Raw genomic sequence first — 15,264 nt, forward strand, 5'->3', positions numbered from 1 at the left:
GAGTCATATATTCTCGTAAAACCACCTATCACAACATACCAGCATACGTGTTCCCTTTAACGGCGGAAAACCGTCAGATCCTACTTCCCGTTACGGGGTTCAGACTGAAACTCCGGAGTGATTTTCAGTGATCTTCTAATAGTATCGGGCTCGCACCAGGCCCCGACTCGCTGCGACGTTGAAAAATCCTTACTCTCTCCATCTGCGTCTTTAGATGTATTATATTTGAACATCCATATAGATAGGAATGTTCTTTTTTCGCAGCCACTCAGTCCAAGGTCCGTTATAGTCACGAACGACCGGACAGCTGCGTTTTGTTTATTATAATGTGCATCTGGAGAAATTGTCAAGAGGTTCGATGAAAGGATGGTACCTGACACCATAAATAAAAATTTATGGTGTCAGGTACCAATATGTAGTACCAATATGTTAACGCGAGGTGTTTTTTGTAAGTGCAGCGAAGCGAAAGCCACAGAAAACCCGAGACATACAGCGCGAAATGGTGCGTTCAGCACCATTTCTGTGCATCTCGCATTTGATTACTGGTCACAACGTGAGCAGGAATCAGGCGCGGAAGGTATCTCGCGGAAGGTACCTGACACCATAAACAAAAGTTTATGGTGTCAGGTACCAAATTAAATATCCAATGCCGCATGGTAGCCCTGGTATATGGCTGTGGTGATCGTGGATGCCTTTACGCAGTCTCCGATCGTCGCCACATGTGGTGCGCAGTCCATAAGTTCTTCGACCAGGTCTTTTCTTGGACGCTGTCCAAGGGCGCAGATTACGGTGCTGCCTGGAATCATGTGTTCGTTTCCATCGGCATCCGCACATACTACGCCTTCTGCCGAAACGCTGAGGCCTTTGTATCCTGTGTGGACCTGGATGCCGGACTTTTCGATTTCCCTGAGCATGATCGGGCGGTGCCTGATGTTTGCATCGGGAGCCAGTTCCTTTCTCATTTCCACGAGATGGACTGGTTTTCCTTCCTGGGCAAAATGAATTGCCGCTTCACAGCCTGCAAGTCCGCCGCCAAGCACGACCACGCTGTCGCCAACCTTCTCTTTTTCCAGGTAATAGTCGTTTACCACTACCACGTTGTTGCCTTCCAGGCCTGGAATCGGAGGAACGACAGGTTCTGATCCGACTGCGATGATCAGCGCGTCGGGTGCTTCTTTTTCTACATATTCTCTGGTGACCGGGGTATTCAGGCGGATGTCGACGCCGGCATCTTTTGCCAGCTTTCCGAGGGTGACGCCCAATTCATACATTTCATATTTAAAAGGAAGCGCCTGTTCGCCTTTCAGGATTCCGCCCAGCTGGCCGGATTTTTCGCAGAGGATTACTTCGTGGCCTCGTTTTGCGGCTGTCATGGCCGCTTTCAGTCCGCCGGGGCCTCCGCCTGCTACAAGGACCTTGCGGGGTGACAGGGAAGGCGTCACTTCTGTTCCGTCCATTTCACGTCCGATGAGGGGATTGACGGTGCAGCGCCTGGTTGCGGTCATGGCGCGTTCCGCCATGCAGGTAAAGCATCTCAGGCATTTGATGATGTCCTCGTCTCGGTTGGCCATGACTTTTTTCGGCAGTTCCGGATCCGCAAGAAGGGCGCGGGCCATTTCTACGACATCGGCCTTTCCGCTGGCGATGATTTCTTCCATTTCAGCCGGATCGTTCAATCCGCCGATGGTGGCAACCGGAACGCTTACGTGTTTCTTGATTTCTGCCGCAAGATATACGTTGCATCCGTGGGGAAGGAACATGGAAGGGTGGGTGATTCCGAAGCCCGTCTGGTAGGTGCCTGCCGACACGTGGATCAGGTCTACTCTTGACTCCACTGCCCTGGCGATTTCCACTCCGTCTTCCAGGTTATATCCGCCTTCGAACAGTTCCGATCCGCTCATTCTGAACTCGATCGGGAATCCCGGACCTACTGCCTCACGGACGCTGTCGAGGACTTCCTGTGCAAAACGCACCCTGTTTTCCAGGGGACCGCCGTATTTGTCGGTTCTCTTATTGAAATGAGGGGACAGGAACTGGTTGATCAGCCAGCCGTGGCCTCCATGGACCATGATCATTTCAAATCCGGCTCTTTTTGCAAGTCCGGCGCATGTTCCGTAAGACGCCACGATGTCATCGATGAGTTCCTGGGTAAGTTCTTTGACCGGAAGGCCATCCGGGCGGACGCCTTCGCTTGCTCCCCACTGGGCAAGCCCCTGTTTCCTGTTCTTGTCCGTGAGGTAAGTTCCGGCATACTGTCCCGAATGGGAAAGCTCCACGCTGGCGATGGCGCCATGACGGCGGATGGCATCTGCCGTGTAGGTGAAGCTTGCAAGGGATCCTACTGTCTGAAGGTCAAGATGGTACATGTGGGAGCCTTCCGTTTCAGGATGCACCACGCATTCGCTGACGGTGACTGAAGCGGCGCCGCCCTTTGCACGCAGTTCGTAGAAGGCGGTTGATTTCGGGCCGATGGTGCAGTCTGCTGTGATGTCTGTTCCGCCCATTGGTGCGCCGAACATTCTGTTCCGGAATGTCACATTTCCGATGGTAATCGGTTTACATAAGTTTGGGTATTTTCTTTCCATTTTCATTTCTCCTTATAGGTACCTGACCCTGTGAACGAGTTGTTCACAGGGTCAGGTACCGCTCTATTAGGCCAGTACCAGGGCTCCTACCGTGCCGGCAAATCCGGCTAAAATCATGCCGCCGGCAAACAGCAGGCCGCCGACGAAGATGACCTTTTTCGGGCCGAACATATCGTTGATCCGGCCTCCGGTGATCATGGTGATCGGGCCTACCGAATTTGTAACAATGAATATAATTGCCAGATTTCCCGGCGTCAGGGCAAGTCCCGTGACCTCGCTCAGGTACGCTGCCATAGGGGCAGAGAATACGCTCCAGGTGTAGATTGATCCGATACACAGATTGATAAAGCAGCTTGCGATGAGAATGATCCATCGTTTTTTTTCAGTTCCATAAATATCCTCCATTTCAACTTTGTTCAGTTTCTGGTTTCTTTGTTTTGTCTTGTTCATTTTGATTTGTTAATATTATCACAATGACATTTTCATGTCAATCTAAACATGTCAACATTTACATGTTTGTGCAGTATGCATCAACCCTGGTTTCCGCTCCCGCACGCAGCCGGTCCTGAACCTCCTTACATCAGGCCGTGGATGCTGCATTGGCAGCTGGTCAGTGCTCCTGTTTTACGAGGCATTCTTATGGTGATTTCGCATGAAAGTCTGCGTTATGGAAGGTCAAAATTGCCGGTTCTGCACTCTGTGTGCGCCATCTTTTTCCCTGACGGATGTGATCATTCATGGTTATCTGGATTGTTGATTTTGCACAATTGTGATATAATCAGCGAATAATAAGATATTAGTGAATGATGGTTCCGAATCGTTACCGGATGTCGGACACTTTCGGATTGGGGATATGAATTACATGAGAACATTGAAATACGCAATTTTGGGGCTGCTGAACAGAGAGCCTCTGACCGGTTATGATATAGCAAGGGAGTTCAAAAAGGATCTGGGCGAATTCTGGACCGCCACCCACAGCCAGATCTATCCGGAATTAAAAAAACTCCTCGCCGAAGGGCTGATCGTCTTTGAGGTACAGATCAGCGGCGAGGTGCTGGAAAAGAAGCTGTATTCTATTACCGGGCAGGGACAGAAGGAGTTTCTGACATGGCTGAAAAAGGATGAACCGATGGAACCTACGCCCAAAGACATCTTCCGCCTTCGGATGTATTTTTCCAACTATATGGACAGCGCCACCAGGCTGCAGCTTCTGGAGCACCAGCTTCAGCAGCACAAGGACAGGCTGTCCCATCTTCAAACTAACATGCTGCGCTACGACAGCGTTCCTCCGCTGGAGAGCGACACTTTCGGCGATTATCTGGTGCTGGACGGCGCCATCATACGGGAAAAGGCGACCATCCAGTGGCTTGAGAACTTTATCGCCTACTGCAGAAAATAATGCAGCTTTTCAGATATCACCGTGGCTATGAAGGACGTAGTCTCGAATAGCCGCAACATCATACGACAACCATTCAGGAAAGGAAAATATCGATATCTTCTATCTGCATATCGATACGGGCCGCATATGAGCACAATGAATTTGACTTTACTTACTGATTTTTACGAACTGACCATGATGCAGGGCTATTTCAAAAATAACGCCAACGACACCGTCATCTTCGATGCCTTTTACAGGACGAACCCTTCCGGAAGCGGCTACTCCATAACCGCAGGCCTGGACCAGGTCATCGACTATGTGAAGAATCTGCGTTTTACAGACGAGGATATCAGCTATCTGGAAAGCCTGCGGCTTTTTGATGCGGATTTCCTGGACTACCTGCGCAATTTCAGGTTTTCCGGAGACATCTATGCCGTGCCTGAGGGAACCGTCGTTTTCCCGCGGGAGCCCCTTGTAAAGGTCATCGCTCCGATCATGGAGGCGCAGCTTGTGGAGACTGCCATTCTGACGATCATCAACCACCAGAGCCTGATTGCAACAAAGGCGTCCCGCGTTGTCTATGCGGCAAAAGGCGAAGGCGTCATGGAATTCGGACTTCGCAGGGCTCAGGGACCGGATGCCGGCATCTACGGCGCCCGGGCGGCAGTGATCGGCGGCTGCATCGGCACCTCCAACGTCCTTGCAGGACAGCTTTTTGACGTACCCGTAAGAGGAACCCACGCACACAGCTGGATCATGAGCTTTCCTGACGAATACACTGCGTTCAAAAAATATGCCGAGCTCTACCCAAACCCCTGCATCCTCCTGGTGGACACCTACGACACGCTGAAATCCGGCGTTCCAAACGCTATCAAAGTATTCACGGAAATGCGCGAGGCCGGGATTCCTCTCGACTACTACGGAATCAGGCTGGACAGCGGCGACCTTGCCTACCTTTCTAAAAAAGCGAAGAAAATGCTGGATGCAGCCGGCTTCCCCGATGCTGTCATTTCAGCCTCCAGCGACCTGGACGAATACCTGATCGACAGCCTGAAGACCCAGGGCGCGACGATTTCCTCCTGGGGCGTCGGCACCAACCTGATCACGTCCAAGGACTGCCCTGCCTTCGGCGGCGTCTACAAGCTTGCCGCAGTCCAGAACGATCTGGGCGTTTTTATGCCGAAGATCAAGCTTTCCGAAAACACAGAAAAGATTACGAACCCGGGAAACAAGAAAATTTTCCGCATCTATGAGAAGGAATCAGGAAAGATCAAGGCTGATCTGATCACCCTCGCGGATGAGACCTTCTCTGAAGAAGACCCGCTTCTGCTCTTCGATCCAATCGAGACCTGGAAGAAGACCCTGCTGCAGCCGGGCACCTACACCATGCGCGAGCTGCTGGTCCCCGTCTTCCTGAAGGGCGAATGCGTCTATACCTCGCCAAAAGTAATGGATATCCGGGACTACTGCCAGCGGGAGCTGGACACCCTGTGGGATGAAACAAGGCGTCTCGTAAATCCTCATAAAGTCTATGTGGATCTGTCGAAAGAGCTTCATAAGATCAAAAGCGAACTGTTGGACCAGATGAGTTAAAAATGTACCTGACACCATAAACATTTGTTTATGATGTCAGGTACCAATATAAGGAGGAGCGCATATGGATAAGAAAAAAGTTGGTGTTTTTGCAGGAAGTTTACGTAAGGAATCCTTTTCCAGGAAAATCGCAGCTGTGCTAAAGGAAGTGGCACCGGACTCTCTTGAGCTGGAACTCGTGGATCTAGGGGCGCTTGAGATGTACAACCAGGACTTTGATGATGAAGGTAATGTACCTGCTTCCTGGACAGAATTCCGGGAGCGGGTAAAGAAATTTGACGCCGTTCTTTTTGTAACGCCGGAGTACAACCGGTCAGTTACTGCAGTGCTGAAGAATGCCCTGGATGTAGGTTCAAGGCCCTACGGAGAAAGTGTCTGGGACGGAAAACCCGGTGCGGTAGTCAGCGTCTCGCCGGGAGCCTTAAGCGGTTTTGGCGCAAACCATCACCTGCGCCAGGCCCTTGTGTTCCTGAACGTGCCGACCATGCAGCAGCCGGAGGCTTATATCGGAAATGTCGCAGCGCTGTTTGATGAGAATGGGGTCATGACAAATGAGAAAACCAAGGGATTTTTAAAAACCATTATGGATTCGTTTGGGGTTTGGGTGGAAAATAATTCGGCTTCTGAATAGCCAAAAAAGCAAAAAGGTACCTGACACCATAAACAAATGTTTATGGTGTCAGGTACTATTAAATTTCCATTAAATTATTTCTCTTCTGTAGTCTCTTCTGCAGCTGTCTCTTCTGTAGTCTCTTCTGCTGTAGTTTCTTCTGCTACGATGATCGGTTCATCAAATGTTATTGTTGCCCAAACTTCTTCGTCCAGTTTGAATTCAACTTCTTTTTCCCATGCTGCGTAGATGTCTGCGAATGCTGTATTCTGTCTTTCAGCAACGATTTCTTCTTTTCTTGTTGCTGTAGCTTCTGCGTCAGCTGTGCTTACCATCTTCACTACGTAGTATGCTCCGTCGCCTTCGATCACATCTGAAACTCCGCCATCTGTCAGTGCGTCTGCTGCTGCGATTAACGCTGCATCAAGATCAGTTGAATCTGCGCCGTAAGAATCGTCATATACTGTGTATCCTGCGCCTTCTACTGCTGCCTGGAAATCTCCGCCTGTCTTTGCTGTGTCAGCGATTGTCTGTGCAGTTACTTTGAGAGCTGCTTTTTCGTCATCTGTCAGAGCTGTAGTTGTTCCGTCTTCAGCAGGTGTTCCTGCTGTTGAAATGAATGCATAGGAAATGGATTTCTGAGCTGCTTCTTCGTCTGATACTTCTGTATCCACGTCAGCGATTGCTGCCTGGTATACTTTATCAGCGAGTGTGCTGTATCCTAATAATTCGATGAGGTATTTTTCATCTGCGCCTGTGGCTTTGATTAACGCATCGTCCCAGCTTTCCATGATGCTTGCTGCTGTTTCTTTGATTGTTTTATCATCATCTTCTGTAAGTTCAACCTTGTATTCTTCTGCGTGAGCTGCCATTAAATGAATCTGTTTTACGTTTTCGATTGTGGAATCTTTTACGTTTGCTTCAAGTGTGGATCCGTCTCCGCTCATGTCTACTGTCCACATCTCTTCGCCAAAATATGCCATATATGCTGACTCATACTGTGCCTGAGTTACTCTTGCATAAAGATTTGCTTCTTTCAGATATATTTTTTCGTCCCCAAGTGTTGCAACGACTTCCCCTTTGTCTGATGCTGCAGTTTTGCCACATCCTGTTAATGAAGCCGCTAACATCATTGCTGCTGCTGCGATCACTAACATTCTTTTCCCTAAATTTTTTCTCATGATTTCCTCCTAAAGTTTTAAACGACTAAAACCAATTATAGTCCTTATTTACTGTTCAATCAATAACTTTATGGCATTTAACACTTTTTTCACATTTTCCAGAACGTCCTCATTTGCGCCCTTCAGGCTTTTTACCTTCCTGTAAATGAAGCATGGATTCTCACCCATTACAAATTTCAGGCTGCCCTTGAAGGATTCGATCAGCTCCGGAATTTTGACAGGATTGATCTGGGCCTTCTGGTAGAGGACGAATTTCAGTTCCTCTGCATTGCCGGTGACTTCGGTGACGTACACGCTGTGGGCAAGGGCACGCAGGCTGGAAATGATCAGGAGGTTGTCGACGGATCTCGGCATGTCGCCAAAGCGGTCGATCAGCTCTTCGAGCATATCCTGGTATTCCTCGTCGTTTTCGATTCCGGCGATCCGCTTGTAGATGTCGAGCTTCTGCATTTCGCTGGAAATGTATCTGGATGGGATATATGCGTCCACGTCCAGGTCGATTACTGTCTCGTACTGGTCTGCCGGTTCCAAGCCCTTCAGCTCTTTGACCGCCTGGTTCAGCATCTTGCAGTAGAGGTCGTAGCCCACGGCTTCCATGTGGCCGCTCTGCTGCTCGCCCAGAAGATTTCCGGCTCCGCGGATCTCAAGGTCACGCATGGCGATCTTGAAACCTGAGCCCAGCTCGGTAAATTCGCGGATGGCATGCAGCCTTTTTTCCGCGGTCTCCTTCAGCATCTTGTTCCGCCGGTACATGAGGAACGCATAGGAGGTCCTGTTGGATCTTCCCACGCGGCCCCTGAGCTGGTAGAGCTGGGACAGCCCCAGGTTGTCGGCATCGTGGATGATCATGGTATTTACATTGGAAATGTCGAGGCCGGTCTCAATGATCGTGGTGGAAACAAGCACGTCGATCTCCCCGTTTATGAAGCCGTACATGATCTTTTCGAGCTGGTGCTCCTTCATCTGGCCGTGGGCAAATGCCACGTTGGCCTCGGGAACCAGCTGGGCTATCTTGTTGGTGATTTCGTCTATATCGGTGACGCGGTTGTATACATAATACACCTGCCCGTCCCTTGCAAGCTCCCTGTTGATGGCTTCCCTGACCATTTCCTCGTTGTATTCCATGACGTAGGTCTGGATCGGGATACGGTCCATAGGCGGTTCTTCCAGGACGCTCATGTCCCTGATTCCGATGAGGCTCATGTGGAGGGTCCTCGGAATAGGCGTCGCCGTCAGGGTCAGAACGTCCACATTTTCTTTCAGCTTCTTGATCTTTTCCTTATGGGTAACTCCGAACCGCTGCTCCTCGTCGATGATCAGGAGTCCCAGGTCTTTGAATTCGATTTCTTTTGACAGCACCCTGTGGGTTCCGATCACGATGTCGACGAATCCTTTCTTCAGGCCTTCCATTGTCTTCTTCTGCTCCGAAGGCGTCCGGAACCTGCAGAGAAGGTCCACCCTTACCGGGAAGTCTTTCATCCTCTGGACGAAGGTGTTGTAATGCTGCTGGGCGAGTATGGTGGTCGGCACAAGGTAGACGACCTGCTTGCCCTCCTGGGCTGCCTTGAATGCCGCCCTGATGGCCACTTCCGTCTTTCCGTAGCCTACGTCGCCGCAGATGAGCCTGTCCATGATCTTCCTGCTCTCCATGTCCTGCTTCGTGGCTTCAATTGCCTGAAGCTGGTCGTCGGTCTCATCGAAAGGGAACATCTCCTCAAATTCCCGCTGCCATACGGTATCCGGGCCGTAAATATACCCGTTCTTCTCGCGGCGCGCCGCATAGAGGGCCACCAGATCCCTTGCGATTTCCTGGACGGCGCCCTTTACCCTGGCCTTGGTCTTGCTCCATTCCTTGCTTCCGAGCCTGTTGAGCTTCGGCTTTCTGGCATCCGCTCCCGCATACTTCTGTATGAGGTTCAGCTGGGTCGCCGGAATATAGAGGTTTCCGTTGGCCGCATATTCTATCTTGATGTAATCCTTTTCTACCTTGTCTACTTCGACCTTTTCGATGCCCTTGTAGATTCCGAGGCCGTGGTTTTCGTGGACTACATAGTCCCCGATTCCCAGCTCCGTAAAGCTCTGGATCTTCTGGCCCTCGTAGGTGGTCCGCTTCTTCTTTTTCTTCTTTTCGCCGCCGAAAATATCGCTTTCTGAAATGACGACGAATTTGATCAGGGGATATTCGAAGCCCTTGTGGATGCTTCCGTAGGTCACCATGATTTCGCCGGGCTTGATCTCCTTGTCAAGGTCTTCGGAATAATAGCTGTTGAGTTCGTAATCCCGCAGATCCTCGGCCAGCCTGTTGGCCCTGGTCCTGGAACCGGAAATGAGGACGATCCTATAGCCCTGTTTCTTCCATTTCTGGAGGTCCTTTGTGAGGATCTCGAAGGCGTTGTTATAGGGGTTGACGGATTTGACGACCACATGGTAGCTGTCGTTTATCTTCCATTCGCCGGGGCGCTGCTCCAGCGTTGAAAGCGCCAGCCCGTTGCGCATGTTCAGCTTTGCCGCAATTTCCTTGTAGCTGTAGAGGGCCGCCGCCTGGCTCGGCAGAATGTAGCCTTTTTCAAGGCGTGTCATCATGCTTTCCCGGAACTCCAGTTCCGCAGCCTGGCCTTTTTCGCTGAGCCGGACGGGCTCGTCCAGAAACACCAGGGTCTTGTCCACTGGAAAATAATCGATAAAGGAAACCGTGTCCTCGTAAAAATACCCGATAAAGCTGTCGGCACCTACGATTCCGCTGGTCTCCCGGAGGCTTTCCTCCAGCTCTTCCACAAGGCTCTTGATCCTGTGGGCTTCCTCTGTCTTCATCTCTTTGCGCAGGCGCTCCCAGCAGGCCTTCTTCTCCGCTTCGATGGCCTTGATTCCTTTTTCCAGCCGTTCTCTGTCCAGGATGATCTCCGTCGCCGGATAGATCCTGATTTCCGACAGATTTTCGATGGAGCGCTGGCTCTGCACGTCGAAGGTCCTGATGGAGTCCACGTCCTCGTCCCAGAGCTCGATACGGAAGGGATTTTCCTCTGTCAGAGGGAAAATGTCGATAATGCCTCCCCTGACGGCGAACTGTCCCGACCCTTCTACCTGTGCCGCCCGTTCATAGCCGAGGCTGATCAGGTCCGCCGAAAGCTGGTCAACGGAAACGGTATCCGTGCTCCTGATCTCTATGACTGACGCCCTGATTGCCTCCAGGGACATCAGATGGTCCATGAAGCCGTCGATGGTAGTGACGACAGTGACCTCATCCGATTCCAGGATTGCCTTGATGGCGGAAATCCGCTCCTTTACCATCAGGTTTCCATGAATATCGGCCTGATAGAAGATCAGATCCTTCGCCGGATAAAGGACCGTATTTTTGTCGAAAAACCTGTATTCCCCATAGATTTCCCGGGCTTTCAGCTCACTATAAGTAACGATGATCCTGTAGGGGAAACCATCGCTCATGCTGTATATCCAGTGGGCCTTCTGGGAATCGATACATCCCGAAACCTGTATCAGCCCGCTCTTCCTATTCAGTTTGTTCCTGATCTCTCCGTATTCATTCAGTTCTTTCAGAGGATTTATAAACGTATTCAAACAATCACCTTCTCTGCTATGCTTCTGGCTTCTTGTTGTAGAGGTTCATGGCCGTGTCGGCATTCGTCGTCACGATTGCCTTCGCCGCCTCCGCAGCAAAGCTTACAGCCTTTTCAGTAAGGGGCTTCTCTGTCTTGCTGAAATGCCCCAGGACATAATCTGCAAGGTCATAGCCTTTCGGCTTGTCGCCCACGCCCACTTTGATCCTTGTGAATTCCTGCGTCCCCAGATGGGAAATGATGCTCTTGATTCCGTTGTGGCCGCCGGCGCTTCCTTTTTTACGGATGCGCAGCTGCCCGATGTCGAGGCTGATGTCGTCGTAAATGATGATCAGCTCTTCTTCATTTACCTTGTAGAAATCCGTCAGCTCCCTTACGCTTTCTCCGCTGAGATTCATGTAGGTCTGCGGCTTGGCAAGTATGACCTTGTATCCGTCGATGGTTCCTTTTCCATATATGGCCTTATGCTTTTTCCCATCCATGGAAATGCCGTTCTGCCTGGCAATTTCATCAATTACCTCAAACCCGATATTGTGCCTGGTTCCCGCATATTCTTTTCCCGGATTCCCAAGTCCGACTATGATATACATGTTTCTTACCCTATCCTTTCCTATTAGACGCATTTTCCTTATTGATGCATTTTCTCTGTTTGATGTCTTATCCCTATTAGATATCTTTTCCCTATTAGATATCTTTTCCCTATTAAATATCTTTTTCCTATTTGACGCTTTTTCCTGACAGCCGCCTTACTTAATTAACAGTCAGTCCTCGCCCGCATGACAGCCTCAGCTTCTGCAAGCTGCTCAGGCGTATTCACTCCCGCAATCTCGGAGGCATCCGAAATCGACATGGCATCTGCCTTCACCCCCATGTCCTTTATGACCGTCAGCGCGTCTGGAAGATAGTATTCTCCCTGGACGTTGTTGTTCGTTATTTTTCCCAACGCTTCCGAAAGCGCCTTCGAATTGAAAATATACATTCCCGAGTTGATTTCTTTTGACTTGCGTTCCTCGTCATCCGCATCCTTGTGCTCCACGCTCTTGACGAATCTGCCTTCGCTGTCGCGGATGATCCTTCCGTATCCGGTCGGGTCGTCGATGATCGCAGTCAGAACCGTCACAGCGTTTCCGTGTTCCCTGTGATGGTCCGCCAGCTTCTTCAGGGTCTCCCCTTTAATAAGAGGCGTGTCACCGCAGAGGATGATCGTATCTCCGTCGTCCCCGATGAAATCCTTTGCGCATTTCACTGCATGTCCTGTTCCGAGCTGCTCCTCCTGGATCCTGTAGACCACATCCGATTTCACTTCCTTTTTTACCTCGTCGGCCATGTAGCCAACCACCAGGCAGATCTCATCTGCACCTGCGGCTTTTGCCGCTTCTATAGAATATTCCGCCATCGGTTTTCCCATAACCTTGTGTACGACCTTTGGCAGATCCGATTTCATTCTTGTTCCTTTTCCTGCCGCTAAAATAACTGCCTTCACCTTATTCATCTTCCATTTCCTCCATATATAAGTCCTTATTTGGAAAAAACCGGTCTCCCCCTGTTTTTTGCCATTTATCCGTAAAGTTCATTTTACATGAATTTTTTTTCTTTGTCACCCATTTTAAAAGGCGGAATTATGTGCTCCAATGACCATTACTGTTCATTTTGTGAACAGCGGCAGTGCGCCATTCATCTGTCTTCCATAAAATGTAACAAACATTGTGCCGTATAATGTATCATTATACAAAAAAACTTTCTTTTGTATGCGATTCATCAAAAACAGATGCAAAACAACTCTAATACACCCTAAATCATGCGGCTTTTTCTTTGTGTCTGAAAATGCACAAATTTTACATGTTGATTTCGTAAAATTTATTCACTCATTCGGAAATATGTGGTATAATAGCATCACATCAAAATGCATAAGGGGTGATTAGCTTGATTAAAAAAGAAATGATAGCTATGCTACTAGCTGGAGGGCAGGGAAGCCGCCTTGGAGTTCTTACTTCAAAGGTCGCAAAACCTGCAGTAGCATTCGGTGGAAAATACAGAATCATTGATTTTCCATTGAGCAATTGTATTAATTCCGGTGTGGATACGGTCGGCGTACTTACTCAGTATCAGCCGCTCAGGCTGAATACCCATATCGGCATCGGCATACCGTGGGATCTTGACAGAAATATCGGAGGCGTGACTATCCTTCCTCCATATGAAAAGAGTACCAACAGTGAATGGTACACTGGTACTGCAAATGCAATCTACCAGAATATCGATTATATTGATACCTACAATCCTGATTACGTACTTATTTTATCAGGTGACCATATCTATAAGATGGATTATGAAGTCATGCTGAACTTCCATAAGGAGAACAATGCTGATGTTACTATTGCCAGCATGCCTGTTCCTCTTGAAGAAGCAAGCAGGTTCGGTATTGTTATTGCCGATGAAGAAGGCCGCATCACCGATTTCCAGGAAAAACCGGCTGTTCCAAAGAGCAACCTTGCTTCCATGGGAATCTATATATTCAACTGGCCTCTTCTGAAAGCCGCGCTGCTGGAAAAATCAGACCAGATGAACTGCGATTTCGGAAAGCATATCATTCCGTACTGCCACGAAAACGGCAAACGGCTGTTTGCGTACGAATTCAACGGCTACTGGAAGGATGTAGGAACATTGGAGTCCTACTGGAGAGCTAATATGGAGCTTGTCGACATCATTCCTGAGTTCAACTTATATGAAGAATTCTGGAAGATCTACACCAAGAGCGACACGCTTCCGCCACAGTATATTTCCGCAGACTCCGAGATTGAAAAGAGCATTGTCGGCGAGGGAGCCACAATTAACGGGGAAGTATACAATTCTGTAATCGGAACGGGAGTAACCATTGGAAAAGGCAGCGTCATACGCGATTCCATCATTATGAAGAGCGTCGTGATCGGTGAGAACACCATGGTCAATAAATCCATTATTGCAGAAAAAACTGTCGTAGGTTCTAATTCTGAACTTGGAGTAGGGGAATCCCTTCCAAACAAGACAGATCCTAATATCTATTCCTTCGATCTTGTTACGGTCGGGGAAAGCTCTTCTATACCTTCCAATGTAAAGATTGGAAAAAACACTGCCATTTCCGGCATAACCGCAGCGGAAGACTATCCGGACGGAATACTTGAAAGCGGCGAGACTTTGATTAAGGCAGGTGATAAATAATGAGGGCAGTAGGTATTGTTTTAGCCGGCGGTAACAGCACCAAAATGAAGGAACTTTCAAACAAGAGGGCAATCGCGGCAATGCCTGTGGCAGGCAGCTACAGGAGCATCGATTTTACGCTCAGCAACATGTCGAATTCCCATGTTCAGAAGGTGGCTGTGCTTACACAGTATAATGCAAAATCACTCAACGAGCATCTGAGCTCGTCAAAATGGTGGGATTTCGGAAGAAAGCAGGGTGGACTTTTCGTATTCACCCCGACCATTACTTATGACAACAGCTGGTGGTACCGCGGTACAGCGGATGCCATCTACCAGAACCTTTCCTTCTTAAAGAACAGCCATGAGCCATATGTAATCATTACTTCAGGCGACGGCGTCTACAAGATGGATTACAACAAGGTTCTGGAATACCATATTCAGAAGAAAGCCGATATCACTGTCGTGTGCAAGGATCTTCCGGCAGGTGAAGATGCAAGCCGCTTCGGCATCCTCAAGATGAACGAGGATCACAGGATCGAGGAATTCGAAGAGAAGCCGATGGTTGCAAAATCCAACACGGTTTCAATGGGAATCTATGTAATCAGAAGGCGCCAGCTGATCGAGCTGATCGAAAAATGCGCACTGGAAGGAAGACATGATTTCGTTAAGGATATCCTGATCCGCTACAAGGGCCTTAAGAGAATCTACGGATTCAAGACTACCGGCTACTGGAGCAACATCTCCACAGTAGAGTCATACTACAAGACCAATATGGACTTCCTGAAGCCGGAAATACGCAACTTCTTCTTCCATCAGTATCCTGACATCTACTCGAAAGTGGATGATGCTCCGCCTGCAAAATACAATGTAGGTTCGAAAGTCAGGAACAGCCTCGTTTCAAACGGATGTATCATCAACGGGCAGGTGGAGAACTCCATCCTGTTCAGAAAAGTATTTGTTGGAAATAACTGTGTGATTAAAAATTCCATCATTTTAAATGATGTGTATTTGGGCGATAATACCCACATAGAAAACTGCATCGTTGAAAGCCATGATACGATTCGGGCAAATTCGTACTATTCCGGCGATGATGGGATTAAGATAGTTCTCGAGAAAAACGAGAGATACGTACTGTAAACGAAAAAATGCTTTCTATTTACACAAAAAAA

The 15,264-nt window shown here is 49.0% G+C and carries 11 protein-coding genes; 5 read left to right on the top strand and 6 right to left on the bottom strand.

Annotated elements, in window-relative coordinates; translation table 11 throughout:
* Positions 1–635 precede the first annotated feature (635 nt).
* Both BJR36_RS05635 and BJR36_RS05640 read right to left on the bottom strand, forming a co-directional pair.
* Positions 636–2,585: an oxidoreductase gene (locus tag BJR36_RS05635; RefSeq protein ID WP_091231346.1), complete on the bottom strand. Its 1,950-nt coding sequence runs from the start codon at positions 2,583–2,585 to the stop codon at positions 636–638.
* Positions 2,586–2,651: 66 nt separating this feature from the next.
* Positions 2,652–3,035 (bottom strand): MFS transporter, encoded by a 384-nt coding sequence (locus BJR36_RS05640; RefSeq protein ID WP_242875472.1) that lies wholly within the window; start codon positions 3,033–3,035, stop codon positions 2,652–2,654.
* Positions 3,036–3,447: 412 nt separating this feature from the next.
* Here BJR36_RS05640 and BJR36_RS05645 point away from each other — a divergent pair, with 412 nt between their 5' ends.
* The 3 genes from BJR36_RS05645 (at position 3,448) to BJR36_RS05655 (ending at position 6,187) form a co-directional block, all read left to right on the top strand.
* A complete protein-coding gene (locus BJR36_RS05645; RefSeq protein WP_091231349.1) occupies positions 3,448–3,984 on the top strand; it encodes a PadR family transcriptional regulator in 537 nt (178 codons plus the stop codon).
* 126 nt (positions 3,985–4,110) lie between these two features.
* Positions 4,111–5,556 carry a nicotinate phosphoribosyltransferase gene (locus BJR36_RS05650; protein WP_091231352.1) on the top strand — a complete coding sequence of 482 codons (1,446 nt, stop codon included), beginning with the start codon at positions 4,111–4,113 and terminating at the stop codon, positions 5,554–5,556.
* 64 nt (positions 5,557–5,620) lie between these two features.
* Complete coding sequence (locus BJR36_RS05655; protein WP_091231354.1) at positions 5,621–6,187, top strand: NADPH-dependent FMN reductase; 567 nt, start codon at positions 5,621–5,623, stop codon at positions 6,185–6,187.
* 74 nt (positions 6,188–6,261) lie between these two features.
* Here BJR36_RS05655 and BJR36_RS05660 read toward each other — a convergent pair whose 3' ends face one another.
* The 4 genes from BJR36_RS05660 to BJR36_RS05675 all read right to left on the bottom strand — a co-directional run bounded on the left by BJR36_RS05660 (position 6,262) and on the right by BJR36_RS05675 (position 12,411).
* Positions 6,262–7,347, bottom strand: a complete 1,086-nt coding sequence (locus tag BJR36_RS05660) for a peptidyl-prolyl cis-trans isomerase (protein ID WP_091231357.1) — start codon at positions 7,345–7,347, stop codon at positions 6,262–6,264.
* A 48-nt stretch (positions 7,348–7,395) separates the two neighbouring features.
* Entirely contained in the window at positions 7,396–10,920 is a 3,525-nt protein-coding gene (mfd, locus tag BJR36_RS05665; protein ID WP_091231360.1) for a transcription-repair coupling factor, read from the bottom strand.
* Positions 10,921–10,936: 16 nt separating this feature from the next.
* Positions 10,937–11,509, bottom strand: coding sequence for an aminoacyl-tRNA hydrolase (gene pth, locus BJR36_RS05670; RefSeq protein ID WP_091231363.1), 573 nt, complete (start codon positions 11,507–11,509; stop codon positions 10,937–10,939).
* Between the two features lie 164 nt (positions 11,510–11,673).
* A complete protein-coding gene (locus tag BJR36_RS05675) occupies positions 11,674–12,411 on the bottom strand; it encodes a sugar phosphate nucleotidyltransferase (RefSeq protein ID WP_091231365.1) in 738 nt (245 codons plus the stop codon).
* Between the two features lie 431 nt (positions 12,412–12,842).
* Between BJR36_RS05675 and BJR36_RS05680 the strand changes: the two genes are divergently transcribed.
* Positions 12,843–14,114: a glucose-1-phosphate adenylyltransferase gene (locus BJR36_RS05680; RefSeq protein ID WP_091231368.1), complete on the top strand. Its 1,272-nt coding sequence runs from the start codon at positions 12,843–12,845 to the stop codon at positions 14,112–14,114.
* The gene (gene glgD, locus BJR36_RS05685) at positions 14,114–15,232 is read left to right on the top strand and encodes a glucose-1-phosphate adenylyltransferase subunit GlgD (protein WP_091231371.1); all 1,119 of its coding nucleotides are present in this window, start codon (positions 14,114–14,116) and stop codon (positions 15,230–15,232) included. Before BJR36_RS05680 ends, glgD begins: the two co-directional genes overlap by 1 nt.
* Positions 15,233–15,264 lie beyond the last annotated feature (32 nt).

It is taken from the genome of Anaerobium acetethylicum, from assembly GCF_900096945.1.
Lineage (GTDB): Bacteria > Bacillota > Clostridia > Lachnospirales > Lachnospiraceae > Anaerobium > Anaerobium acetethylicum.

What these genes read in the sequence shown, in the direction of transcription:
- BJR36_RS05635 (WP_091231346.1), bottom strand. Translation starts at nt 2,585, where the DNA reads ATGGAAAGAAAATACCCAAACTTATGTAAACCGATTACCATCGGAAAT.
- BJR36_RS05640 (WP_242875472.1), bottom strand. Translation starts at nt 3,035, where the DNA reads ATGAACAAGACAAAACAAAGAAACCAGAAACTGAACAAAGTTGAAATG.
- BJR36_RS05645 (WP_091231349.1), top strand. Translation starts at nt 3,448, where the DNA reads ATGAGAACATTGAAATACGCAATTTTGGGGCTGCTGAACAGAGAGCCT.
- BJR36_RS05650 (WP_091231352.1), top strand. Translation starts at nt 4,111, where the DNA reads ATGAGCACAATGAATTTGACTTTACTTACTGATTTTTACGAACTGACC.
- BJR36_RS05655 (WP_091231354.1), top strand. Translation starts at nt 5,621, where the DNA reads ATGGATAAGAAAAAAGTTGGTGTTTTTGCAGGAAGTTTACGTAAGGAA.
- BJR36_RS05660 (WP_091231357.1), bottom strand. Translation starts at nt 7,347, where the DNA reads ATGAGAAAAAATTTAGGGAAAAGAATGTTAGTGATCGCAGCAGCAGCA.
- pth (WP_091231363.1), bottom strand. Translation starts at nt 11,509, where the DNA reads ATGTATATCATAGTCGGACTTGGGAATCCGGGAAAAGAATATGCGGGA.
- BJR36_RS05675 (WP_091231365.1), bottom strand. Translation starts at nt 12,411, where the DNA reads ATGAATAAGGTGAAGGCAGTTATTTTAGCGGCAGGAAAAGGAACAAGA.
- glgD (WP_091231371.1), top strand. Translation starts at nt 14,114, where the DNA reads ATGAGGGCAGTAGGTATTGTTTTAGCCGGCGGTAACAGCACCAAAATG.